Annotated in this window: 21 protein-coding genes; 8 read left to right on the forward strand and 13 right to left on the reverse strand. The window is 72.3% G+C overall.

Annotated elements, in window-relative coordinates; translation table 11 throughout:
- Positions 1 to 38: 38 nt before the first annotated feature.
- Together E4U91_RS08330 and E4U91_RS08335 are read right to left on the reverse strand one after the other, a co-directional pair.
- A complete protein-coding gene (locus E4U91_RS08330) occupies positions 39 to 545 on the reverse strand; it encodes a GNAT family N-acetyltransferase (RefSeq protein ID WP_174867774.1) in 507 nt (168 codons plus the stop codon).
- The gene (locus E4U91_RS08335) at positions 542 to 1,525 is read right to left on the reverse strand and encodes a GlxA family transcriptional regulator (protein ID WP_137306238.1); all 984 of its coding nucleotides are present in this window, start codon (positions 1,523 to 1,525) and stop codon (positions 542 to 544) included. Before E4U91_RS08335 ends, E4U91_RS08330 begins: the two co-directional genes overlap by 4 nt.
- Before the next feature lie 70 nt (positions 1,526 to 1,595).
- On the opposite strand from E4U91_RS08335, the gene E4U91_RS08340 reads away from it, so the two are divergent.
- Positions 1,596 to 2,987 (forward strand): MFS transporter, encoded by a 1,392-nt coding sequence (locus E4U91_RS08340; protein WP_137306239.1) that lies wholly within the window; start codon positions 1,596 to 1,598, stop codon positions 2,985 to 2,987.
- Here the strand turns inward: E4U91_RS08340 and E4U91_RS08345 are convergent.
- Positions 2,947 to 3,555 carry a DUF1349 domain-containing protein gene (locus tag E4U91_RS08345; RefSeq protein WP_137306240.1) on the reverse strand — a complete coding sequence of 203 codons (609 nt, stop codon included), beginning with the start codon at positions 3,553 to 3,555 and terminating at the stop codon, positions 2,947 to 2,949. The genes E4U91_RS08340 and E4U91_RS08345 overlap by 41 nt on opposite strands.
- 50 nt (positions 3,556 to 3,605) lie before the next feature.
- Positions 3,606 to 5,150, reverse strand: coding sequence for an aldehyde dehydrogenase (NADP(+)) (locus E4U91_RS08350; protein WP_137310726.1), 1,545 nt, complete (start codon positions 5,148 to 5,150; stop codon positions 3,606 to 3,608).
- Between the two features lie 123 nt (positions 5,151 to 5,273).
- Between E4U91_RS08350 and E4U91_RS08355 the strand changes: the two genes are divergently transcribed.
- Together E4U91_RS08355 and E4U91_RS08360 are read left to right on the forward strand one after the other, a co-directional pair.
- The gene (locus E4U91_RS08355; protein WP_137306241.1) at positions 5,274 to 6,047 is read left to right on the forward strand and encodes an IclR family transcriptional regulator; all 774 of its coding nucleotides are present in this window, start codon (positions 5,274 to 5,276) and stop codon (positions 6,045 to 6,047) included.
- 78 nt (positions 6,048 to 6,125) lie between these two features.
- On the forward strand, positions 6,126 to 6,593 hold the full coding sequence (locus tag E4U91_RS08360; protein ID WP_137306242.1) for a GNAT family N-acetyltransferase: 468 nt from the start codon (positions 6,126 to 6,128) through the stop codon (positions 6,591 to 6,593).
- Between the two features lie 17 nt (positions 6,594 to 6,610).
- Here the strand turns inward: E4U91_RS08360 and E4U91_RS08365 are convergent, their stop codons facing one another.
- The 3 genes from E4U91_RS08365 to E4U91_RS08375 form a co-directional block, all read right to left on the reverse strand.
- A complete protein-coding gene (locus E4U91_RS08365; protein ID WP_137306243.1) occupies positions 6,611 to 7,510 on the reverse strand; it encodes a carbohydrate ABC transporter permease in 900 nt (299 codons plus the stop codon).
- Positions 7,507 to 8,490, reverse strand: coding sequence for a carbohydrate ABC transporter permease (locus E4U91_RS08370; RefSeq protein ID WP_137306244.1), 984 nt, complete (start codon positions 8,488 to 8,490; stop codon positions 7,507 to 7,509). The genes E4U91_RS08365 and E4U91_RS08370 overlap by 4 nt, the downstream gene beginning before the upstream one ends.
- Positions 8,491 to 8,597: 107 nt before the next feature.
- Positions 8,598 to 9,920: an ABC transporter substrate-binding protein gene (locus E4U91_RS08375; protein WP_137306245.1), complete on the reverse strand. Its 1,323-nt coding sequence runs from the start codon at positions 9,918 to 9,920 to the stop codon at positions 8,598 to 8,600.
- Between the two features lie 277 nt (positions 9,921 to 10,197).
- Between E4U91_RS08375 and E4U91_RS08380 the strand changes: the two genes are divergently transcribed.
- Entirely contained in the window at positions 10,198 to 12,627 is a 2,430-nt protein-coding gene (locus E4U91_RS08380) for a glycoside hydrolase family 2 protein (protein WP_137306246.1), read from the forward strand.
- On the forward strand, positions 12,624 to 13,652 hold the full coding sequence (locus tag E4U91_RS08385) for a LacI family DNA-binding transcriptional regulator (protein WP_137306247.1): 1,029 nt from the start codon (positions 12,624 to 12,626) through the stop codon (positions 13,650 to 13,652). Before E4U91_RS08380 ends, E4U91_RS08385 begins: the two co-directional genes overlap by 4 nt.
- Before the next feature lie 130 nt (positions 13,653 to 13,782).
- Here E4U91_RS08385 and E4U91_RS08390 read toward each other — a convergent pair whose 3' ends face one another.
- The 3 genes from E4U91_RS08390 to manA all read right to left on the reverse strand — a co-directional run bounded on the left by E4U91_RS08390 (position 13,783) and on the right by manA (position 18,144).
- The gene (locus E4U91_RS08390; protein WP_137306248.1) at positions 13,783 to 15,417 is read right to left on the reverse strand and encodes a cellulase family glycosylhydrolase; all 1,635 of its coding nucleotides are present in this window, start codon (positions 15,415 to 15,417) and stop codon (positions 13,783 to 13,785) included.
- A gap of 471 nt (positions 15,418 to 15,888) precedes the next feature.
- Positions 15,889 to 16,848 carry an ROK family protein gene (locus E4U91_RS08395; RefSeq protein WP_137306249.1) on the reverse strand — a complete coding sequence of 320 codons (960 nt, stop codon included), beginning with the start codon at positions 16,846 to 16,848 and terminating at the stop codon, positions 15,889 to 15,891.
- Between the two features lie 84 nt (positions 16,849 to 16,932).
- Entirely contained in the window at positions 16,933 to 18,144 is a 1,212-nt protein-coding gene (gene manA, locus E4U91_RS08400) for a mannose-6-phosphate isomerase, class I (protein WP_137306250.1), read from the reverse strand.
- A 207-nt stretch (positions 18,145 to 18,351) separates the two neighbouring features.
- Between manA and E4U91_RS08405 the strand changes: the two genes are divergently transcribed.
- Positions 18,352 to 19,800: a peptidoglycan D,D-transpeptidase FtsI family protein gene (locus E4U91_RS08405; RefSeq protein WP_137306251.1), complete on the forward strand. Its 1,449-nt coding sequence runs from the start codon at positions 18,352 to 18,354 to the stop codon at positions 19,798 to 19,800.
- Between the two features lie 182 nt (positions 19,801 to 19,982).
- Here E4U91_RS08405 and E4U91_RS08410 read toward each other — a convergent pair whose 3' ends face one another.
- Complete coding sequence (locus E4U91_RS08410; RefSeq protein WP_137306252.1) at positions 19,983 to 20,216, reverse strand: hypothetical protein; 234 nt, start codon at positions 20,214 to 20,216, stop codon at positions 19,983 to 19,985.
- 137 nt (positions 20,217 to 20,353) lie between these two features.
- Entirely contained in the window at positions 20,354 to 20,965 is a 612-nt protein-coding gene (locus E4U91_RS08415) for a lytic polysaccharide monooxygenase auxiliary activity family 9 protein (protein ID WP_137306253.1), read from the reverse strand.
- Between the two features lie 404 nt (positions 20,966 to 21,369).
- On the opposite strand from E4U91_RS08415, the gene E4U91_RS08420 reads away from it, so the two are divergent.
- Together E4U91_RS08420 and E4U91_RS08425 are read left to right on the forward strand one after the other, a co-directional pair.
- On the forward strand, positions 21,370 to 21,936 hold the full coding sequence (locus tag E4U91_RS08420) for a SigE family RNA polymerase sigma factor (RefSeq protein WP_137306254.1): 567 nt from the start codon (positions 21,370 to 21,372) through the stop codon (positions 21,934 to 21,936).
- Entirely contained in the window at positions 21,933 to 22,799 is an 867-nt protein-coding gene (locus E4U91_RS08425) for a hypothetical protein (RefSeq protein ID WP_137306255.1), read from the forward strand. The genes E4U91_RS08420 and E4U91_RS08425 overlap by 4 nt, the downstream gene beginning before the upstream one ends.
- Before the next feature lie 9 nt (positions 22,800 to 22,808).
- Here E4U91_RS08425 and E4U91_RS08430 read toward each other — a convergent pair whose 3' ends face one another.
- Positions 22,809 to 23,606 carry an HAD family acid phosphatase gene (locus tag E4U91_RS08430; protein WP_137306256.1) on the reverse strand — a complete coding sequence of 266 codons (798 nt, stop codon included), beginning with the start codon at positions 23,604 to 23,606 and terminating at the stop codon, positions 22,809 to 22,811.
- Positions 23,607 to 23,663 lie beyond the last annotated feature (57 nt).

Consider the following 23,663-nt stretch of genomic DNA (forward strand, 5'->3'; position numbering starts at 1 on the left):
TCTCCGTACCGGGTTCCTGAACGTTCAAGCAGTGCCGTTCATTCCCGCGGCGGCACGTGGCGGCGCAGGAACAGGTGGTGGTCGTCCGCGGCCGGCGGCTTCCCCGGGTCCGGGGTCCAGCCGTGGCGGGCGTAGAACGCCCGGGCGCGTCGGTTGTCCACGTGCACGTCGAGAACGGCGGTGCGCCGGCCCTCGGCCCGCCACTGGTCGACGCAGGCGGCGTGCAGGCGGGTGCCGATCCCGGTGCGCCAGCGGTCGGGGTCGACGTGGAACTGGAACAGCTTCACCGTGTCGGCGGGGCCGTCCTGCGGCGTGCGGAACGAGGCGAGGGCCACGATCCGGCCGTGCTCGACCGCGCACAGCACCTGGCCGTCGGTGCGTTCGACGGCGGTGCGCCAGGCGGCGGGCCAGTCGAAGCCGTCGTCGGGGAGCCCGTCGGGGTAGTACGTCGCCCGGGCGCGGGCGTGCAGCGCGGCCACGGCCGGTGCTTCGGCGGGGACGGCGGTGCGGATCACGAGGGTGCGGGGCAGCCGGTCACGGATCATGCCACGGAGGACGAAGCGGCCCGCCCGGCGGTTCCGAGCCTGCTGAACTGGGCGCGGTAGGCGCTCGGGGTGAGGCCGGTGCGGCGCAGCACGTGGGCGCGCAGGGAGTCGGCGGTGCCCAGGCCGCAGGCGCGGGCCACCTGGTCCATCGGCAGGGTGGTGGTCTCCAGGAGTTCCTTGGCGCGTTCGACGCGCTGGTGCAGCAGCCACTGCAGCGGGCTGACCCCGCTCTCGGCGTGGAAGCGGCGGGTCAGGGTGCGCACGCTCACCCCGGCGTGCCGGGCCAGGTCGGTGAGGGTGAGCGGCTTGTCGAGGTTGCGCATGGCCCAGCCGCGCACGTCGGCGCAGGCGGTGCCGCGCTCGGGCGGCAGCGGCGTCTGGGTGAACTGGGTCTGCCCGCCGGGGCGCACCGGGGCGACGAGGGCGAGCCGGGCCACCCGGTTGGCGACGGCGGCGCCGTAGTCGGTGCGGATGACGTGCAGGCACAGGTCGATGCCGGCGGCGTAGCCGGAGGCGGTGAGGTAGGGGCCGTCCTGGACGTAGAGGACGTCGCCCTGGAGGTCGACCTGCGGGTAGCGCCGGCGCAGTTCGTCGGCGTGCTCCCAGTACGTGGTGGCCCGGCGACCGTGCAGCAGGCCGGCCTCGGCGAGCTGGAACGCGCCCGTGCACAGGGACGCGATCCGCTTGCCGCCCGCGGCCGCGGCGCGCACGGCGGCCACGATGCGGGGGTCCGGCTCGAAGGGCGCCCCGGTGCCGGCGACGATCACCGTGTCGGCGTCCTCCAGCGCGTCGAGACCGTGGGGCACGTGCAGGTCGAGTCCGCCGGTGGTGGGGACGGGCCCCGGGTCGGCGGTGCACACCAGCACCTCGTAGCCGGGGCGCCCCTCCGTCTCGACCTTGCCGAACAGCATTTCCGGGATGGCCAGGTTGAACATCGACACGGGTGAGGGCGCGACGACGGCGACACGGTGCGCGGGCATGGCCAGAACCTCCGGGTGCATGGCGTTCGGGCCACTACTGTACGGCGCCCGTCCTGCGGAGCATGGACGCATGACGACGAACCCCGCCCTCGACGAAGGCGAACGCACCTACGACGCACGTGAGTTGACGCCTCCGGGGCGTTCCTCGCCGGTCCTCGCGCTGACCGCCGGGCTGCTCGGCTTCACCCTGGTCTGCCTCGACGCGTCCGTGGTGAACGTGGCGCTGCCCGCGATCGGCTCCTCCCTCGGGGGCGGGATGTCCGGGCTGCAGTGGGTGGTCGACGCCTACACGCTCGCCTTCGCGGCGCTGATGCTGTCCACCGGCGCCTTCTCCGACCGGGCGGGCGCCAGCCGGGCGTACGCCCTGGGCACGGCGGTGTTCACGCTCGCCTCGGCCGCCTGCGGGCTGGCGCCTGGCCTGCCGTCGCTGATCGGCGCGCGGGTGGTGCAGGGCGTGGCGGCGGCCGTGGTGCTGCCGGCCTCGCTGGCACTGGTGCGGCAGGCGTATCCCGATCCGGCACGGCGGGCGCGGGCGGTGGCCGCCTGGGCGGCGGGCGGTTCGGCGGCGGTGGCGCTGGGACCGGTGGCCGGCGGGGTGCTGACCTCGGCCTGGGACTGGCGGGCGATCTTCTTCGTCAACCTGCCGGTGGGCGCGGCGATCCTGCTGCTGCTCCTGCGCGCCCCGCGCTCCGAGCGCCGTCCGGCGCCGCTGGACCTGCCGGGGCAGGTGACGGCGGTGGTGGCGCTGACCGCGCTGACCTTCGCGGTGATCGAGCGCGGGATGACGGGCGCGGTGGCGCTCGCGGTGGCCGTCGTGGCGGGGGTGGTGTTCTTCCGGGTGGAGGCCCGCGGGCCGCACCCGGTGGTACCGCTCGGTCTGTTCCGGGACCGGACGGTGGCCGTGGCGGTCGCGACGGGGGCGGCGGTGAGCGTCGCCTTCTACAGCGTGGTGTTCGTCTTCTCGCTGTACTTCCAGCAGGTGCGCGGGCTCGGGCCGCTCGCGGCGGGGCTGGCGTTCCTGCCGATGACGGGCCTGATCGCGGTGACGAACGTGGTGGCGGGCAAGCTCGCGGGGCGGTTCGGGCCACGGCTGCCGATGGTGGTGGGCCAGTGGGTCGCGGTCGCCGGGCTGCTCCTGCTGCTGTCCGTCGGCTCGGGCACGCCCGCGCCGCTGGTGGCCGTGGCGCTGGTGCCGCTGGCGCTGGGCTGCGCGCTGACCGTGCCGCCGCTGACGGCCGCGATGATGGACGCCGTCCCGGCCGAGCGGGCGGGACTGGCGGCCGGGGTGCTCAACGCGGCGCGTCAGGTGGCGGGCGGTCTGGGCATCGCGGTGTTCGGCACGCTGGTCGCGGACGGGTTCGCCACGGGGATGCGGCTGAGCCTGGCGATCGCGGCCGTGCTGCTGGCGGTGACGGGCGCGTTCAGCTTCCGTCTCGCAGGTCGTCCGGCCACGCGTCCCTGAACTCCAGGTGGTCGTACGTCACGACGCAGCCCTCCCCCAGCGGCGCCTGCGTCATGAAGCCGACCAGGGCCGCCCCGGTCTCCTTCTCGTCGCCGAGGGTGAACAGCCGGACGAACACCCAGCGCCGGCCGTCCCGGGAGGCGTGGAAGGCGAAGGCCCGCCCGGTCCTGCTGACCCGCAGCCAGACCGAGCTCCCGTCCACGGTGAAGGAGTTGGCGTCGTCGGAGTGGCCCCGGGTGACCACCGTGCAGACGGTGGGCACGTCCGGGGAGTACTCCAGGCACAGCTTGGCCCAGGCCCGCTCGCCGACGTGGACGTACAGCACGCCCGCGTCGAAGGAGGAGTTGAACCCCACGGTGACCCGCGCGATCAGCTGGAAGTCGCCCTCCGGCGCCCCCAGCAGCCGGGGGGCGTCGGAGGCGGGCTCCAGCGCCTCCCCGGTGGGCGTCACGAACCGGTCCTGCCGGGCCCCGGCCCAGCCGGTGAGCACACCGTCCTCGTAGGACCAGTGCCCGTCGGGTCCGTAGGTGCGCAACGGGAAGGGGAGTTCGGGGAGTTCGACGTCCATGGGGCCGAGTTTCCCAGCCCCGGGTCCGGGGTGCGGTGCCGGGGGGTGGCTCAGTGTTCGAGGCGGCCGTTGAAGCGCCGCGGCAGGCCGAGCGGGTTGTCGTCGCGCAGCTCGGGCGGCAGCAGGGCCTCCGGCGCGTTCTGGTAGGCGACCGGCCGCAGCCAGCGCTCGATCGCCGTGCCGCCCACGGACGTGGACGTGGACGTCGTGGCGGGGTAGGGCCCGCCGTGGTGCTGCGCGGGCGCGACGGCGACCCCGGTCGGCCAGCCGTTCACCAGCACGCGCCCGGCCAGCGGGGTCAGTTCGGCCAGGAGCTCCGGCCCGCGGCCCCGCCCCTCGGCCTCCTCGGTGGAGAGGTGGACGGTCGCGGTGAGGTTGCCGGGCAGCCGGGACAGCACGGCCCGCGCCTCGGCGTCGTCGTCGTAGCGCGCGACGACGGTCACCGGGCCGAAGCACTCCTCCAGCAGGACGTCGTGCTCGCCCTCGCCGGCGAGTTTCCCGGCCGGCACCGTCAGGAAGCCCGCGCTCACCGTGTGCTCGCCGCCCGCGCCGGGCGTCACCGGCGACTCCACGTCGGGCAGTTGCGTCCGCTCGGCGATCCCGGCGAGGAAGTTGTCGCGCATGCGGTGGTCGAGCAGGACCCCCGCGTCGGTGTCGCTGACCCCGTCGGTGAGGGACTTGACCAGTCCGTCGCCGGCCGCGCCCGACGGCACCAGCACCAGGCCCGGCTTCACGCAGAACTGCCCGACACCGAGCGTCATGGAACCGGCCAGCCCGGCGCCGATGGCCTCGGCGCGCTCGGCGGCGGCCGCCTCGGTGACCACGACCGGGTTGAGCGAGCCGAGTTCACCGTGGAAGGGGATCGGCACCGGCCGCGCGGCCGCCGCGTCGAACAGGGCCCGGCCGCCCTTGACCGAGCCGGTGAAGCCGGCCGCCGCGACCAGCGGGTGGCGGATCAGCTCCAGGCCGGCCTCGAAGCCGTGCACCAGGCCCACCACCGCGTCGGGGACGCCCTGTTCGCGGGCGGCCCGGCGCAGCACCTTGACGACCAGCTCCGACAGGCCCGGGTGGTCGGGGTGCGCCTTGACGACGACCGGGCAGCCGGCCGCGAGGGCGCTCGCGGTGTCACCGCCGGCGACGGAGAACGCGAACGGGAAGTTGGAGGCGGAGTAGACGGCGACGACGCCGAGCGGCACCTTGTAGCGCCGCAGGTCCGGGACGGGCGGGGTGGCGGTGTCGTCGGGGTGGTCGATGACGACGCCGAGGAAGGCGCCCTCGTCCACGATGTCCGCGAAGGCGCGCAGCTGGTAGCAGGTGCGGGCGAGTTCGCCGGTCAGCCGGACCGGGCCGAGCGCGGTCTCCGCGTCGGCGGTCTCCACGAGGCCGTCCCGGGCCGCCTCCAGGGCGTCGGCGGCGCCGCGCAGGAAGGCGGCGCGCACGGCGCGGTCGGCGAGGGAGCCACGCACCTCGTGCGCGGCCCGGACGGCGGCGTCCACCTCCTGGGCCGTGGCCTCCACCGCAACCTGCTCGCGCTGCTTCCCGGTACGGGGGTCGACACTCCAGACTGGTGCTGCCACAGCGGGTCCCTTCCACATCGATGCCGCAGGCAATGCCGCAGTGTGTACGTCAGCCACCAGGACTGTTCGATATACTGAACGCTGTCTCTGATGGTGAATGCTGTGGAGACTATTTCTCGTCGAACGAAGGGGTCAAGGGCGATGTCGGCAGGCGAGACGGGGGGCGGGTCCCAGGTCAAGTCCGCGGTGCGGACGGTCGAACTGCTCGAGTACTTCGCCGGGCGGCCCGGCATGCACTCCCTGGCCTCGGTCCAGGAGGCCGTCGGCTATCCCAAGTCCAGCCTGTACATGCTGCTGCGCACCCTGGTCGAGCTGGGCTGGGTGGAGACCGACGCGACCGGCACCCGGTACGGCATCGGCGTGCGGGCGCTGCTGGTCGGCACCTCCTACATCGACGGCGACGAGGTGGTCGCGGCGGCCCGGCCGACCCTGGACCGGCTGTCCGACGACACCACCGAGACCATCCACCTGGCCCGGCTGGACGGCACCAACGTCGTCTACCTCGCCACCCGGCAGTCCCAGCACTACCTGCGCCCCTTCACCCGCGTCGGCCGCCGGCTGCCCGCCCACTCCACCTCGCTGGGCAAGGCGATCCTCGCCACCTACACCGACGAGCAGGTGCGCAAGCTGCTCCCCGAGACGCTGCCCGCGCTCACCGAGAACACGATCACGGACCGCGAGAAGCTCGTCGAGGAGCTGCACCAGGTCCGCGAGCAGGGCTTCGCCGTCGACCGCGAGGAGAACACCCTGGGGCTGCGCTGCTTCGGCGTGGCGATCCCCTACCGCACCCCGGCCCGCGACGCGATCAGCTGCTCGGTGCCGGTGGCCCGGCTGACCCCGGCGCACGAGCAGATGGTCAAGGACGCCCTGTTCGACGCCCGCGACCGGCTGACCCTCGCGACGCGCAGGCTCTGAGCGCCCGGGTGCGGTCCCGCCCGCACCCGCGGCCCCCGCGCCCCGCCCGTTGTCAGTGCCCCCTCGTAGGCTCGGGGCATGGAGATCGCCCTGCGTGCGGTGCACGACAGCGACCTGCCGGTGTTCTTCCGGCAGATGAACGACCCCGAGGCCCTGCGCATGGCGGCCTTCACCCCGAAGGACCCGGCCGACCGGGACGCCTTCGAGGCGCGGTGGGTGCGCATCCGCGCCTCCGACGCCGTCACGCGCACGGTCCTGGCCGACGGGGACGTGGTCGGCAGCGCCGCGGTCTACGGCTCACCCGGCGAGCGCGAGGTCACCTACTGGCTGGACCGGGCGTACTGGGGGCGCGGCATCGCCACGAGCGCCCTGCGGGCCCTGCTCGCCGAGGTCACCGAGCGCCCGCTGTACGCCCGCACCGCCACGGACAACACCGGGTCGCTGCGGGTGCTGGAGAAGTGCGGGTTCCGGGTGACCGGCCGGGCGTCCGGGTTCGCCGAGGCGCGCGGCGGCGAGACCGAGGAGTTCGTGCTCGTCCTGGACTGACGTCCGCGGCGCGGGACCTACTTGGTCGCCCCCTGGGTGAAGCCGTTGTAGATGTAGCGCTGCAGGAAGAGGAAGACCAGCAGGGTCGGCAGGATGACCAGGATCGCTCCGGCCGAGATGGTCTCCCAGTGAGCGCCGTAGGGGCCCTTGAACCGGAAGAGGGCGGTGGAGATGGTGCCGAGGTCCTCCGAGGGCATGTACAGGAAGGGGATGTAGAAGTCGTTGTAGGTGGTGATGCCCTTGATGATGACCACGGTGGCGATCGCCGGCCTGAGCATCGGGAAAATGATCTTCCGGTAGATCGTGAACGCGTTGGCCCCGTCCAGGCGCGCGGCCTCGTCCAGGGACGTGGGGATGCCCCGGATGAACTGGAGGAAGATGTAGATCGAGACGATGTCCGTGCCCATGTACAGCAGGACCGGGGCCCAGCGGGTGTCGATCAGGCCGAAGCTGTTGATGACCTGGAAGGTCGCCACCTGGGTGGTGACGCCGGGCACCAGGGTGGCGATCAGGAACAGGGCCATGACGGCCTTCTTGAAGCGGAACTCGAAGCGGTCGATGGCGTAGGCGGTCATGGAGCCGATCACCACGGTCCCGGTGATCGAGAACAGCAGGATGAACGCCGTGTTCCCGAAGGCCATGAGCATGTGACCGTCGGTGAACGCGGTGCCGTAGTTGGAGAAGTTCAGCCAATCGTGGGGCAGGCCCAGCACGTCGGTGCCGTCGGCGACCTCGCCGGACGTCTTCAGCGAGGTGAGGAAGACGACCAGGAGCGGCACGAGCACCACGAGCGAGGCGGCCACCAGCGACGCGTAGATCAGGACGGTACTGACGCGCGGGGGCTTGCGCCGGGCCGGCCGGCCGTCGACAGGGGCGGACGTGTGCGCGGGGACGGACGTGCGGGCAGGGGCGGTCATACGAGGTCCACCTTCTCGTCGGGCACCAGGCGCCGCTGGATCCAGGTGACGGCCAGGATGATGAGCAGCAGCACGACGGCGCAGGCCGAGGCCAGGCCGGTCTTGTTGAACTGGAAGGCGAGCTTGATCGTCTGGATGACGAAGGTCTGGGTGCCGGTCGCGCCGCCGGTCATGATGAACGGGATCTCGAACACCGACAGGGAGCCGGAGATCGCGAGGATGACGCTGAGGCTGAGCACGGGCCGGATACCGGGGGCGATCAGGTGGCGGAACTGCTGCCAGCGGGTGGCGCCGTCGATCTGGGCCGCTTCGTACAGCTCACCGGGGATGGACTGGATCGCGCCGAGGAACAGCACGAAGTTCAGCCCGGTGAAGCGCCACACCGAGACCCCGGCCAGGGCGGTGTTGGCGGACCGCGGATCACCCAGCCAGGCGTGGTCGCTGTCGATGCCGAGGAGGGACAGGACGGAGTCCAGGGTGCCGCCGTCCTGGAAGAAGTAGAGGAAGACGAAGCCGATCGCGACCCCGTTGATCAGGTAGGGGAAGAACAGGATGCCCTTGAACAGGTTGCGCAGCCGCAGGTCGAAACTGAGGATCGTCGCGAAGTACAACGCGGCGGCGATCTGCACGGCGGACGCCGCCAGGTAGTACAGGCTGACCGCGAAGACGCGGAAGAGCTCGGGCCGGGTGAACAGTTCCTCGTAGTTGTCGCCGCCGACGAAGGAGCGGTCGGGGCTCACGCCGTCCCAGTCGGTGAAGCTGTAATAGATCATGTTGCCCACCGGCACGTACGTGAACGTGACGAGCAGGGCGAGCGGTACCAGCAGGAACAGCCACGGCGTGACGCGGCGCAGCGGGTGGTCCTGCCAGGAACGGCGGTGGGAACGCCTGTCGACCGGGCGGTGCCCGGGGCGGCGGCCGGCGGCGTGCGGCCCGGTCAGCGGGCCGGGTGGCGGTGCGGTGCGGGTGGAGTCGGTCATGGCGGGGCCTTTCGTCGTCCGCGGACAGCGCTCGTCGGTCGGCAGACCGGGCTCGCCGTGCGCCCGGCCGTCAGGGGTGGTCGCGGGAGCCCGGTGGCGCGGCAGGTTCAGGAGCCGGCGGTCTGCTTGACGTCGGCCCACCGCTTGTTCAGGTCGGCGAAGTAGCCCTCGAGGGAGCCGCTCTGCGCGCCCCGGGCGATGTCGATCAGCTTCTGCCGGTAGTCCTGCTTGTTCAGCCCGATCTCCGAGGCGTTGTCGATGGCGTTCACCTCTGCGGTGTCCGCCTCGGAACGTTCCACCATGGTGACATCGTTATCAACGAATTCCTTGAGCGTCGCGGGCAGGGGGGCGGAGCGCAGGGCCGAGACCGCGCCCTGCGCCTCGGAGAAACCGGACTTCTCCGTGAACCAGTCGATCCAGGCCCGGGCGGCGGCCTTGTGCGCGGAGTGGATGTTCACGGCCTGCTGGTAGTCGGACAGCAGGGTGGAGCAGTACGTGCCGCTCTTCTGCACGGGAAAGGGCATGAAGCCGATCGAGTCGGCGCCTGCCCCGGCCTTCTTCGCGGCGTCCTGCATCTGCGTGATCGCCCAGGAGCCCAGGACCATACTGCTGATCTTGCCCTTGGCCAGGAGGGTCTTGGAGTTCTCCCAGTTGGTGGTGCTCGGGTCCTTCTCGGCGAGCTTGTCGTGGACGATGTCGTACAGGAGGGTGTCGATCACGTTGAGGTCCGTGCCGGTGTCCCAGGGCTTGTCCGTGATGGCCAGGTTGTCGGACGCCTTGGCGTCGCAGCTGACCGAGCCGATGCTGTTGGTGAAGGGGCTGACGAGCGGCCAGCCGTCCTTGAAGTTGGTGTAGTAGGTGGCTCCCGTCTTGTCCTTCACCGTCTTGAGGTCGGCGAGGAACTCCTGCGGGCTCGTCGGCCACTCGGTGATGCCGGCCCGCTTCCACAGGGCCTTGTTGTAGACCACGCCGTTGGCGGTGCCGAAGTTGGCGATGCCGTACGTCCGGCCGTCGACGTCGGTCTTGTCGGTGAAGCGGTACTTCTGCTCCATCGTCCCGGTGGAGCCGAGGGGCGCGAAGAACTTCGGGTAGTCGCCCTTGGCGACCGCCGCGGGGATCAGCAGGACGTCACCGTACTTGTCGGTGTTCATACGGATCTTCACCTCCCCCTCGTAGTCGGTGATGCCCTCGAACTCCACCTTGACCTTGGGGTACTCCTTGGTGAAGGCAGCCGCGTACTTCTTCATCGTGCCGTCCTGCACGAGGTCGGTGCGGTTGGTCAGCACCTTGATGGTTCCGCTGACGCTGCTCGCGTTCAGCGGTGGTGCGGCGGTCTCGTCCGAGCCGCCCGTCCCGCCCCCGCCGCACCCCGCGACGGTCAGCAGTGCGGTGGTCGTCAGCAGTGCGGTGCCGAGGATCTTCCTACCCATGTGCCCAACTCCCTCTGTGGATTACGGCTCGGGCTGCCTGGCTGATCGGCACTATGTCAGCCGCTCATGAACCGGTAAAGCTGATGAGTTGGCCGCGATACATAATCGTTACCTGGTTCTGCTTCGAATCGACAGGGCAAGCCTTCTACCTGCGCCTCGGCTCGGGGCGCGATGCACGGCAGGGTCTAGACCGGTTAATCAGCGCGGGTTAGGTTGGGTGCGTTCTTGCCCGACCAGCGTCGTACGCACCCAGGCCGGCCGCTATGAGGAGCCGCACATGAAGGACGTCATCCAGCTCACCGGGGAGTGGACTCTCCAGCACGACGGAGCGCGCCTGCCCGCGCAGGTGCCCGGCTGCGTGCACACCGATCTCCTGGCCGCAGGTGTGATCCCCGATCCGTACCTCGGACTGAACGAGCTGGACGTCGCGTGGGTGGGCCGCCGGGCGTGGACGTACAGCCGCCCGCTGTACCCGCGGGACACGGAGAGCGACGGCCACGAGCGCACCGACCTGGTCTTCGACGGCCTCGACACCGCGGCCGTGATCACGGTGGACGGCCGCGAGCTGGGGCGCACGCGCAACATGCACCGCCGCTACCGCTTCGATGTGACGGGCGCCGCCGGGACGCTGGACGTGCGGTTCGCGTCCGCCTACGACGAGGCCGACGCCGTGCGGGAGCTGACCGGCGAGCGGCCCAACGTCTACCCCGAGCCCTTCCAGTACATCCGCAAGATGGCGTGCAGCTTCGGCTGGGACTGGGGGCCGACCCTGGTCACCGCCGGCCTGTGGCGGCCGGTCCGGCTGGAGCGGTGGTCGACGGCCCGCCTGTCGGACGTGCGGCCGCTGGTGACGGTCACCGACGGCATCGGCCGCGTGGAGATCCACGTCGACCTGGAGCGCACGGCCTCGGGGGCCGACCGGGGCCTGGCGGTGCGCGCCTCGGTCGGGGGCCGGCAGGCGCGGGCGGCGGTGAAGGGTGATCGCGCCGTCGTCACCCTGGAGGTGCCCGACGTCTCCCTGTGGTGGCCGCGCGGACACGGGGAGCAGCCGCTGTACGGGCTCGACCTGGTGCTCGAGGACGACGAGGGCCGGCCGCTGGACTCCTGGCGGCGCCGGATCGGCTTCCGCACGGTCTGCGTGGACCGTTCCGCCGACGCGCACGGCAGCGGGTTCACCTTCGTGGTCAACGGCGTGCGCCTCTTCACCCGCGGCGTGAACTGGATCCCCGACGACGTCTTCCCCTCCCGCGTCACCCCCGAGCGGTACCGCACCCGGTTGCGCCAGGCGGCCGGGGCGGGCGTGGACCTGGTGCGGGTCTGGGGCGGCGGCATCTACGAGGACGAGGCCTTCTACGACGCCTGCGACGAGCTCGGCCTCATGGTCTGGCAGGACTTCCTGTTCGCCTGCGCCGCCTACCCGGAGGAGCAGCCGCTGCGCGGCGAGGTGGAGGCCGAGGCGCGCGACAACGTCGTCCGCCTCATGCCGCACCCGTCCCTGGTGCTGTGGAACGGCAACAACGAGAACCTGTGGGGCTTCAAGGACTGGGAGTGGGAGCCCGCGCTGGCCGGCGACTCCTGGGGCGGCGGCTATTACCTGGACCTCCTGCCCCGCGTCGTCGCCGAACTCGACCCCACCCGCCCCTACACCGCGGGCAGCCCGTGGTCCGGTTCCTGGGAGCACCACCCCAACGACCCGGCGCACGGCACCCACCACTCCTGGGAGGCGTGGAACCGTCGGGACTACGCCGAGTACCGCGCCGGCGTGCCCCGGTTCGTCGCCGAGTTCGGCTGGCAGGCGCCGCCCGCCGTGGCCACCCTGCGCCGCGCGCTCCCCGGCGAGGACCTGGCCCCCGACTCCCCCGGGATGCTGCACCACCAGAAGGCCGAGGACGGCAACGGCAAGCTCGACCGGGGCATCGCCCGCCACTTCGCCCTCCCCGAAGGTGACTTCGACCGCTGGCACTACCTCGCACAGGTGGTCCAGGCCCGGGCCGTGGCCGCCGGCATCGAGCACTGGCGCTCCCACTGGCCCGTGTGCGCGGGCACCGTCGTCTGGCAGCTGAACGACTGCTGGCCGGTCAGCTCCTGGGCGGCCGTCGACGGCGACGGCCGGCTCAAGCCGCTCTACCACGAGCTGCGCCGGGTCTACGCGGACCGGCTCCTCACCGTCCAGGAGGACCCGGAGGCCCCCGTCGGGCACCTGGTGATCGCCGTGATCAACCAGTCCGGCGAGGCCTGGCACCCGCACATCGGCCTGCGACGGCTGACGGCGGACGGCGCCGTCCTCGGCAGCGCGGGACTCGACGTGGCGGCGGCCCCGCACTCCGTCGCCCGCGTCGTCGTCCCGCACGGCCTCCTCCCGGACGCGACGTCGGCGAAGGAGTTCCTGGTCGCGGACGCCGAGGGACTGCGTGCCCTGTACTTCCCCGTCCCCGACCAGGACTTCGCCTACACGGCACCCCGGTACGACGTCGTCGTGCGGTCCCGGGCCGACGGCGAGCCGGGTAGTGTCGACGTCGTGGTGACAGCACGAACCGTGGTACGCGACCTCCTCCTCCAGGCCGACCGGCTCGGCCCCGACGCCACCTGTGACGCGGGCCTGCGGACCTTGCTGCCCGGCGAGAGCGTCCGGCTGCGGGTGCGGGGAGCGGCCGAGACCGGTGCCAACGCCGTCCAGGCGGCGCTCTTCTGCGTGGAACCGGCGTGAGCGCACCGACCGAGCGGGTGACGATCAAGGACGTCGCCGCGGCGGCCGGTGTCTCCAAGGGCGCGGTCTCGCTCGCGTTCAACGACAAGCCGGGCGTCTCCGAGGCCACCCGTGCCCGCATCTTCGCCGCGGCCCGGCAGCTGGGGTGGGCGCCGAACTCCTCGGCGCGCAGCCTGTCACGCCAGTCGGTCGACACGGTCGGGCTGGCGATCTGCCGGCCCGCCCGGCTGCTGGGCCTCGAACCCTTCTACATGGAGTTCATCTCCGGCATCGAGAGCGTGCTGGCGGAACGCAACTGCTCCCTGCTGCTGCGCCTGGTGGGGTCACTCGAAGAGGAGACCCGGCTCCAGGAGTCCTGGTGGCGGGAGCGTCAGGTCGCCGGGTCGATCCTGGTCGACTTCCACCAGCAGGACCCCCGGATCGGTCCGCTCCGCGAGCTGGGGCTGCCCGCCGTGGCGGTGGGTCACCCGACGCTCACGGGCGGCTTCCCCTCGGTGTGGACCGACGACGCCGTCGCCGTGGCCGAAGCCGTGCGGTACCTCGCCGCTCTGGGCCACCGGCGGATCGCCCGCGTGGGGGGTCCGACCGGACTGGGGCACAGTGTCATCCGGGCGAAGGCGTTCGAGGAGACGATGGCGGCTCTGGGCCTCGACGGCCGTCCGCACGTGGAGACCGGCTTCTCCGGCGAGGAGGGCGCCCGCGCCACCCGGTCCCTGCTGCTGTCGGCGGACCGGCCCACGGCGATCGTCTACGACAACGACCTGATGGCCGTCGCCGGGCTGGGCGTGGCCGCCGAGATGGGCGTGTCGGTGCCGGACGAGCTGTCGCTGCTCGCCTGGGACGACTCACAGCTGTGTCGGCTCACCCATCCGACGCTGTCGGCGATGAGCCACGACGTGCACGGGTTCGGCGCGCAGGTCACACGGGTGCTGTTCGACGTCATCGCCGGGCAGGACGTCGCCTCCCGGCCGGTGGCCACTCCGTCGCTCGTACCGCGCGCGTCGACGGCTCCGCCACGCGGCTAGGGTCGCGACCGACCCCAGCCGCTCCACCGCGGACGCCCGGGACGGGGCACCGGCCGCCACCACCCTCGACCGGGTGATCGGCGGCCGGCAGCCGTCCCGGGTGCGGGCTCCCGGGCGCGACCGGTGCGGTTCAGGACACGGTGCAGGTGGTGCCGTTGAGGACGAAGGCGGCGGGAACGCCGTTGGTCCCGGGCGTGGACGAGGCGTTGAACCCGAAGCTGACCGAGCCGGCCGCCGGGATCGTCTTCGTCCAGGACTCGTTGGTGACGTGGACCGCGCTGCCGCTCTGGGTGGCCCTGGCGTTCCAGACGGAGTTGATCCGCTGGGCCGCCGGGAAGGAGAAGTCGAGGGCCCAGCCGTCGACGGCCTGCGCGGAGGTGTTGCGGACGGTGACGTCGGCGTTGAAGCTGCTCCCCCAGTCACTCAGCCGGTAGCTGACGGAGCACGCGCCGGTCGAGCTGCCCGGACGGGTGGCGGCGGTCACCGTGGCCGAGCGGGGCGAGCGGTTGCCGGCGGCGTCGCGGGCGTACACGGCGAACGTGTAGGTGGTGTTCGCGCTCAGCCCGGTGACGGTGGCAGCCGTCGTGGCGGAGGTGGCGACGGTGGTCTCCGTCGACCCGCTGACGCGGACGACGTCGTAACCGGTCACCCCGGTGTTGTCGGTGGCGGCCGGCCAGCTCAGGCGGATGCTGCTCGCGGTGGTGTCGGAGGCGACCGGTGTGCCGGGGGCGGTGGGCGCGGTCGTGTCGCCGCCGTTGTTGCCGCCGTCGGAGAAGACACCGGCTTCCTTGGCGGTGGCCTTGATGCCGTTGGCGCCGTTGAAGAGGCGCTGTCCCCAGGTGGTCATCCGGGTGGCGTCGAAGCCCTGCACGAGGTCGAGGTACTCGACCCCGCCGCCGTTGCCGCTCCAGGACCAGCCCAGGTAACCGATGCCCCGCGCCTGGGCCGTGGCCATGATGGCGTCCTCGTCGGGGTCGCCGTCGGAGTGCATGTTGCCGAACTCGCCGATGACGAGCGGAAGTCCGGCCGAGACGAAGTGATCGACGTAGTCGCTGACCTCAGCCGCGGTGTCGTAGACGCCGTACATGTGGATGTCGAAGACGGTGTTGCGGTCGGGGTCGGCGGCGAAGACGCCGGCTGCGTTGTCCCGCATGGTGAAGGACCAGTCCTGGCCCCAGTTGGGCGCGTCGACCAGGAGGGTGTGGTCGATCCCGCCGGCGCGCAGCCGGCCGATGGCGGTCTTGGTGTCGGCGGTCCAGGCGGTGTAACCGGTGTTCCCGTACGGCTCGTTGCCGATGTTCACCAGGACGTACTTCTCCTGGCCGACGAGGGCGCTCTTGACGCCGAGCCAGTAGTCCACGGCCTTGGACAGCGGCGCGGCGGCGCCCGCTTCGCCGTAGCCGGTGGTGTCGTGGGCCTCCAGGATGCAGACGAGGCGGTTCGCCTTGCACTGACCGACCACCTCGGCGACGTCCGCCGTGTCGTTCTTGGTCCACTGGTCGCCGGTGGCGAGGACCACGCGCACGGAGTTGGCGCCCCGGGCCTTGATGTCCTTGAGCGCCTGGGTGGTGCGGTCCGGGTACCAGGTGTGCGCGTGGTTGACGCCCCGCAGGACGAAGTCCTTGCCGCTCGCGTCCAGCAGCCGGCCGTCCTGCACGTGGAACCCGGCAGTCGGGTCCGCGGCCTGGGCCTGGGGCGCGCCCGCGAGGAAAGCGGCGCACACGGCGAGGACGGTGCCCGTGGCCGCGGCCAGTGTTCTTCTCATTGATGATGCTCCCGGCTCGTCGAGGGGCGGCACGGCGGTCCTGTGGGGCCGTGCCGGCCCGCTCGTGTCCCTGTGGTCGTCTGCCGCGCGGTGGCAATGGTGCGCGGCGCGGTGGGGCGGGGTGGTGCGCGCCGCCTTCCGTGAACGGCTCTCATCGTGTCCGGTCGGATGCGGACGGCTCCCCGCATGCGGGTAGGGCATCCGACCGGTGAAGACGGCGGACTCACTGCGCTGAACGCATTTCCGCCCGTTCGCAACGCCGAGATTAAGGGCGCTTCTCGACACCGGGCAATGCTTTCGACAGAACCGGTTAAGTAATCCGTGCGGTGAAATACGCGATCGCGGGCGGGCATGCCGGAGGAACCCCGGGCGCAGTGCACGCCCCGGGTGGAACGGGCCACCCCGGGGCTCCTGCGAAGCCGTGCTGTCGCCCCGGGGCGCCGCCCTGCCCGCTTGCGGTGGTGCGGTTCGTCAGGACGCGGCGCCGGCCACCGCGGCCCTTCGGCGTGCCGCGGACGCCGCGCCGACGAGGCCCGCGTCCTGCGCCAGGGCCGCGGGACGCACCTCGACCCGGCGGGCGAAGTCGAGCGTCGCGTACGCCTTCAGGTGCCGCCGCAACGGCGTGAACAGCGTGTCACCCGCTTGCGCGACGCCGCCGCCGATGACGGCGACCTCGATCTCCAGCAGCGTGGCGCTGCCCGCGATCGCGGCCGCCAGCGCCCTGGCGGACCGGTCGTACGCGGCCAGGGCCCGTTCGTCCCCCTCGCGTGCGGACGCCGCCACGGCGGCGGCGGTGGCCGGCACCCCCCGCGGCGGCGCCCAGCCGGCCCGCTGGGCGTGCCGGGCGATCGCCGTCCCGCTGGCGTACGCCTCCAGGCACCCGCGTCCCCCGCACGCGCAGGGCGGCCCGTCCAGATCCACGGAGATGTGACCGATGTGGCCGGCGTTGCCCGACGGGCCCGGGTACAGCCGTCCGCCGAGCACGTAGCCGCCTCCGACGCCGGTGGAGACGACCATGCACAACGCGTGGTCGACGCCCTGGGCGGCACCGCGCCAGTGCTCGGCGGCGGCCACCGCCACGGCGTCCCCCAGGAGCACCGGCTCGATGCGGCCCGGCAGCGCGTGATGGGAGCGGACGCTCTCGACCAGCGGGAACTGCCGCCACGCCGGGATGTTCACCGGGCTGACCGTGCCGGCCGCCGTGTCGACCGGACCCGCGCTGGCGATGCCCAGACCGCGGACGGCCGGCCAGGCCGGCTCGACCGCCAGTGCGTCGATCACCGCGTCCAGGGTGCTCGCCAGCCGGGCCTCCGACTCCCGTGCCGGGGTGGGCAGTTCGACCCTGCGGACGACCGAGCCCGCTTCGTCGACCAGCGCCCCGGCGATCTTGGTGCCGCCTATGTCGAGAGCTGCGTACATGGGTGTGCTCATTCCTCTCCGGACGCCGGCGCGGGTACTCCCCGGCACACCGGCCTGACAACGTTGTCTCACTCAGGGCGACGGGAGGCTCCCGGGTCAGCCGGCCTGCTGGAGCAGGGGCGTTCCCGCGGACGCCACGAAGAGCGTGCCGTCTCCACGTGCCGTCACTTCCTCGTCGGTGGCGGGCAGGAAGCAGGATGCCCCGGAGCGCAGGGAGACCTCCTCGCCGTCCGGCTTGCCCAACTGCGCCGTTCCGTCCAGGCACAGGGCGATGCGGGGGCCTGCCGCCGGCACCACCGGCCGGGGTGCCGCACCCAGTGCCGTCCGGTGCAGCGCGAACTCCTCGACGGGGCAGTCGTAGGCGTGGGTGCGTCCGGGGCCGCCGAGGGGCCGCGGTGCCACCACGGCGACCCGGGCGCCCGGGTCGGTGATCCGCAGCAACTCCGGGACGTCGACCTCCTTGCCGGTCAGACCCGCGCGGAGCACGTTGTCGGAGTTGGCCAGCAACTCGACGCCGACTCCGCGCACATAGGCGTGCAGGCCGCCGGCCGGCATGAACAGCGCCGTCCCCGCCTCCAGCACCTGGTGCCGCAGCAGCAGGGAGGCGACGAGTCCGGGGTCGCCGGGATGGTGCCGGGCCATGCCGGCCACCGCCGCGTAGGCGGCCGCGTACGGCCCCGGGGAGCCGCCCAGCCGCGCGCTCGCCGGCACCACCGCCGACACCAGGGACCGGCGGTCGTCGCCGGGCCGGTCCAGTACGGTGCGCAGCGCCTCGCGCAGGGCGTCGTCGGCGTCGCCCGCCCGCAGGACGTCCACGACCGGCCCGAGGGCGGGAATGCCGAGCCCGTCGTACACCTCGACGGCCTCGGCACGGCCGCGGAAGCCCGCCAGCACCTCGAACGGGGTCAGGGCGTAGAGCAGTTCCGGCTTGGGCCAGTCGTCGGCGTAGAGCTGCCGCCCGGGGGCCGCGCTCTGGGCGGCGAAGCCGGAGCGGGCCTGCCGCCGGTCGGGGTGCACCTGGATGGACAGGGGCTGATCGGCCGCGAGGATCTTCAGCAGGAAGGGCAGGCGGCCGCCGAACCGACGGGCGCACGGGGCCCCGAGCTCCCGTTCCGGGTCCGCGGCGACGACGTCCTGGAGGGTGGTCCGGCGCCCGTCCCGGGTCAGGCCCGAGGGGCCGGCCGGATGCGCGCCCATCCACAGCTCGGCCTCGGGGCCGGCCGCGGGAACGTCCCGGCCCTGCAGTCGGGCCAGCGCGTCGCGCGAGCCCCAGGAATAGGGCTTGATGATCGGTTGCAATACGTCCACGGCCGTACGCTAACTTCGCGATCGCATGACGGACCTCACTGGGAGGGCCTTGTTATTGAACCGGTATAGCTCCTCGCCCTCCGTCGCGGCACCACCGGCTGCGCGCCTGTCGGCCGGACCGGACACACCGGCCGTTCCATGAACGTCCGATGAGAATCCGGGCCCCGGGGAACGTATGCACCCATCCCGTTCGTCCTTCCGCATGCGATGAACAAGACGATCAGGCGTGCCTCGGTCTTCGCCCTGCTCCTGGTGTTCGCCCTGCTGGTCCGGGCCACCTGGGTGCAGTTCTACGAAGGCCGGGCACTGGCGGACGACCAGCACAACCGGCGCAACGCGATCCAGACGTACGCGGAGCCGCTCGGGAACATCGTCGTGGCCGGCCGGGCGGTCACCGGCTCGGCGGTCACCGAGGACAGCGACCTGGAGTACAGACGCACGTACACGAACGGCCCGCTGTACGCGGCGGTGACGGGCTACGCCTCGCAGGCGTACGCGCCGACCCAGCTGGAGGGCATCTACGCCGACCTGCTCAACGGCACCGACACCCGGCTGAAGACCGTGCTGGACACCCTGACGAACAAGCGGGCCGACCCGGGCACCGTGGTCACGACCATCGACCCCGACGTGCAGAAGGCGGCGTACGACGCGCTGGGCGACACCAAGGGCGGGGCCGTCGCGATCGACCCGAGGACCGGCCGGATCCTCGCCGCGGTGTCGACCCCGTCGTACGACCCGTCGACGCTGACCGACGCCAACTCCGCGGGCTCAGCCTGGAAGCGGCTGAACGCCGACCCGGACAAGCCGCTGACCAACCGCGCCCTGCGCCAGCCACTGCCGCCGGGCTCGACGTTCAAGCTGGTGGTCGCGGCGGCCGCACTGGAGGACGGGCTGTACTCCTCGGTCGACGAGCCGACCGTGAGCCCGAGCCCGTACACCCTGCCGGGCACGGTGACCCCGCTGCGCAACGAGAGCGCCTCGGCGCCCTGCACGAACGCCTCGATCCGGGTCGCCCTGCAGTACTCCTGCAACACCGTCTTCGCGAAGATGGCCGTCGACCTCGGCCAGGACAAGGTGCGGGCGACGGCGGAGAAGTTCGGCTTCAACGACCGCGCGCTGGACGTGCCGGTGCGGGCGTACACCAGCGTGTACCCCACGGGCATGGACCGGGCGCAGACCGCGCTGAGCGGCATCGGCCAGTTCGACGTGACGGCCACCCCGCTGCAGATGGCCATGGTCTCCGCGGCCCTCGCCGACGACGGCGAGCTGGTGGCGCCGCACCTGGTCGACCGGATCACCGACGCCGGCGGCGACACCCTGGAGGACTACGACGACGGGGCGCGGACCACCCGCATCGTCAGCTCCCGCACCGCCGCGCAACTGCGCTCCGCGATGCAGACGGTGGTGGAGGAGGGCACCGGCACCAACGCACGGATCGCCGGGGTCACCGTCGGCGGCAAGACGGGCACGGCCCAGCACGGCGAGAACAACAGCAAGACGCCGTACGCCTGGTTCACGTCCTACGCGACGTCCGGGGACAAGCAGGTGGCCGTGGCCGTGATGGTCGAGCAGTCGGACGCGGCACGCTCCGAGGTGAGCGGCAACGGCCTGGCGGCCCCGGTGGCCCAGGCGATGATGAAGGCGGCCCTCCAGTAGTGTGCCTGAGCGCGATGGCTGACCCGGTCGGCCAAGTCCCGCAGGTAATTGCGCCGTACCAGCGCAGGGGGCGCACTGGGGCCCAGGACCAGAGCACGGCCGGGGGGCAGTGTCCAGGTGGTCGGCTCGCTTCTCGTCGTCTCGGCTGCGCGTGGCGCCCATCGGGTCAGATGTCGGAAGCGCTATTCGTGCTGGCCGGAGCTGTTGTTGCCCCTGCCGTCAGCGCGCGTGTTGGCGTTGTCGTTGCCGATGGACTGGATGTCGCTGTTGATCGCCGTGGTCAGGGCGGTGATGTCGCTGAGGATCGACGCGTTGTTCGCGGTGCCGTCCGCGATCCCTGCGTGCGCGGGGATGGCGGCCAGAAGCCCTGACGCCGCGGTGCCGCACACCACCGTGAGAATGCTGATCTTCTTCATACCGACATCAACGACGTCAGCTCGCTCAGGGCACTGGGTTCCACAGGTGAAGCGAGGAGTCATACGCCTGGTAGCACAACCGTCTCGACGCTCGTGCAGCCGCCCGCTGCCGGCGGGCGGCTGCTGTGGCCGGACTCCTAGGGAGTGAAGTTGACGTCGACGACCTGGTAGAAGGCGTGGCCGGTGTCGGCGACCTCCCACACACCGAGGATCACGTGGTAGCCGGAGCGCTCCGGCAGCTGGATCGTGTGCGGCCTGCCCAGGTCGGGGTCTTTGGAGGGGTCCGGCATCTGCCAGAACGGGATGTCGCCGTGCGGCTTGTACGTCGCGAAGGGCGCGGGCTCGAACTGGGCGCGGCTCAGCGGCGCCGCAGGGTCCCACCCCTCCTTGGTCACGAAGTAGTTGTAGCGCCGCGCCTTGTGCTTCATGCCGAAGCTCCACTGGAAGGGAACCTCGGCACCCGAGCGCAGGTCGACCTTGGGCCAGTCGCGCACCTCGTCCAGCACGGCCGCGTCCGGCTCGCTCCCACCACTGGCGATCCTGCCGTCCGGCGGTACCGGCTTGGGCCCGCTGGGAGAATCGCTCGGCGCGTCCGGGTCGGACAGCCCGATCTCGGTCGCCGGGAAGAACTTGCCCCCTTCCAGTCCGTCGGCCGGCCAGCCGCCGTCGAACTCGATGTCCGCACGGGAGCGCGGGTTGGACATCCGGCCGTGCCGCGGCGCGGCATCGGCTCGGTCTTCAATGGCCATGTCGTTCTCCGTTCGCCGCCCTGCTCTGGTAACGGTGACCGTCCACACGAAGCGGACGGGAGGCGTACGGCACCGGAGCCGGTGCCTCCTCCCCCATGGCGACGTTACCGTGAGTGAGTTGATGCACACGTAGGGTGCACGGAACGTCCCTCGAAAGAGAGTCATCCGCCCCGGCATGCCGCGCGGTGCGTCGCACCTCCCGAACCCGACCCGGCCCGGCGCGAGCGCGCCCGGAAGCGGTTCGGGGTGTCATACGGTGTTCGAAGCCCCGTACGAACAGCGTCGTTGAGCACTGCTACGCTTCCGGGTCGCGTCCCGACGATCTTCCCGGGACCTCCCCCGCCGTCCGCCCGACGCGCCCAGGCGCCTCGCCCGGCGCCGCCCGCACCGAGAAGAGGTCACCCGTGGGCACAGTCGTCGACGACGCCGCCTCGGTGGAGTTCCACGCCTTCTTCGAACGCCACTACGCGGAACTGTCGCGCCTGGCGCGGCTGCTGACGGGCGAGCCGGACGCCGCCGACGACCTCGCGGCGGACGCGCTGCTCGCCCTGTGGCACCGCTGGGACCGGGTGCGCGCGGCCGACCACCCGGTGGCCTACGCGCGGGGCGTCGTCGCCAACCTGGCCCGCACCCGCGTGCGCAGCGCCGTGCGCGAGCGGCGCAGGATCTCGCTGTTCTGGTCGCAGCGCGACGAGCGGACGGAGGACCCGGACGTCGCGGGCGTGGTGGACGTCCAGTCGGCGCTGCGCCGGCTGCCGTTCCGCAAGCGGGCCTGCGTGGTGCTGCGGCACGCCTTCGACCTGTCGGAGAAGGACACCGCGCTCGCCCTCGGGATCTCGGTGGGTACGGTGAAGAGCCAGACGTCCAAGGGGATGGCCGAGCTGCAGAAGCTGCTCGGCGCGCAGGGAGCGCCGCACAGGGTGCACGCGGTGATGGCGCGCACCACCGAGGCCGGAGGAAGGGACCGATGACGACGCAGCGGGACGTGCACGACGAGCTGCGCGCCCGGCTGCGGGAGGCGGCCGGGGCGCACCAGCCCGACCGCGCGCGCATGCTGGCCCGCATCGAGCGCGGCATGGCGGGCCAGGAGCGGCCCGGCCACCGGGCGACCCGTCCCCCGGTGCGCGGCTGGGCGCGGATCGCGGGGGCCACGGCGGCGGTAGCCGGGCTGCTCGCGGCAGGCGGCTACGCCGTCGCCTCGGTGGTCGGGGACGACACCCCCGCCCCGCAGACGGTCGCCGTGTCCCCTACACCGGCGCCCTCCCCGCCCGCGACCAGCCGTCCCCCCGCGCCCTCCCCCTCGGCGACGGCGGGCGCGGGCGGCGGCACCCCCGAGCGGGACCGGCCGGGGTCCACGCCGTCCCGTCCGGCGGCGTCCGCGCCCTCCGCCGCGGCGGCCGGTCCGCTGCCCGCCACGGACGACACCGAGGCAGGCCCGTTGTGGTCGGACGGCTCGGTCGACCCGCACAGCAACGACTTCTGGGCGCAGAGCAACGTCACCTTCAAGACGTCCACCGAACTCACGGCGCTCACCGTGCAGTTGAGGGTCGCGCAGACCGGCGGGGTGTCCTCGGCGGGTGCCTGGCGCTCGCTGCCCGAGGGCGACTTCACGTTCACCCTCGCCGAGCGCGACGGCTTCCTCGTCTACACCTGGGTGCTCAAGGAGAGCCGTACGGTCCCCCGGGGCGAGTGGGTGTTCGCGGGGCAGTACGACCACGCGCGCGGCGGACGCGACGCCCGCGAGGACGACTACGCGGTCCGGGCCACCGCCGACGGCGAACGGTACGACGTCGGCGGCGACTTCGCGCCCCGCGGTGGCACGGACGGCGGCTAGAAGGGGCGTTCAGCCGACGAAGTACGTCGGGTTCGGCAGCTTGTAGCTCCGGTCGGCGTGGCCGCCCTCGAGGTCGGAGTACTGGTCGCCGACGTTGGCGATGATGTCGTACCCCAGGTCGCGCTCGATGTGCTCGCGGGTGCCGGACTTGTACTGCACGGTGGTGCAGGTCCAGGTGCCCGGCGTGGCGCAGGCGCTCAGGTAGGCGGGCGGGGTGGCCGTGTTCTTCAGGAACATGTGGTCGGCGTCCAGGTTCACGTCGACGCCGACCTTCTTCAGGTTGGCCACGGCGGCGGAGCGCTGGGCCTCGCTGAGCCCGGAGTTGTAGAAGACCTCGACGCCCTTGGACTCGGCGTAGCGGACGAGCTCCGGGCTGCCGGGGACCGCCGGGCGGTCGGCGCGGTTGACGTAGGCCGCCCAGCTCGCCGAGTTGTAGGTGTAGTTGTAGCGCTTCTCGTAGTCGAGGCTCAGCAGCAGGGTGTCGTCGATGTCGAAGACGACGGCGGGCTTCTCGCCCCGGTGCAGCGCCTTGCGGGCCGCCTTGTCGATGTACGCGCGCGCCGCCCGGTCGACGGACGCGAGGTCCTGGGCGTACGGGCTGGTCGGCGAGGCCTGGTAGACGCCGTCGGCGTCGGCCGCCGTGCCGTAGTAGGTGTCGATGTCCTTCACCAGTTGCCCGATGTTGTAGGGCTCGTGGGTGGAGTTGGCCGTGGTCTGGCCGGCGGTGGCGGCGCCGGCGCCGTACAGGGCGGCTCCGGCGACGGCACAGGTGGCGGCGATCGCCGCGAGGCGCAGTGACTTATGCATGACATGCTTTTCTACGCGCGTCACCCCGGCGGACGCGAGACCCGTCGGGCAAAAAAC

Origin of the sequence: Streptomyces lasalocidi (assembly GCF_005280215.1) — a bacterium.
Classification (GTDB): domain Bacteria; phylum Actinomycetota; class Actinomycetes; order Streptomycetales; family Streptomycetaceae; genus Streptomyces; species Streptomyces longwoodensis.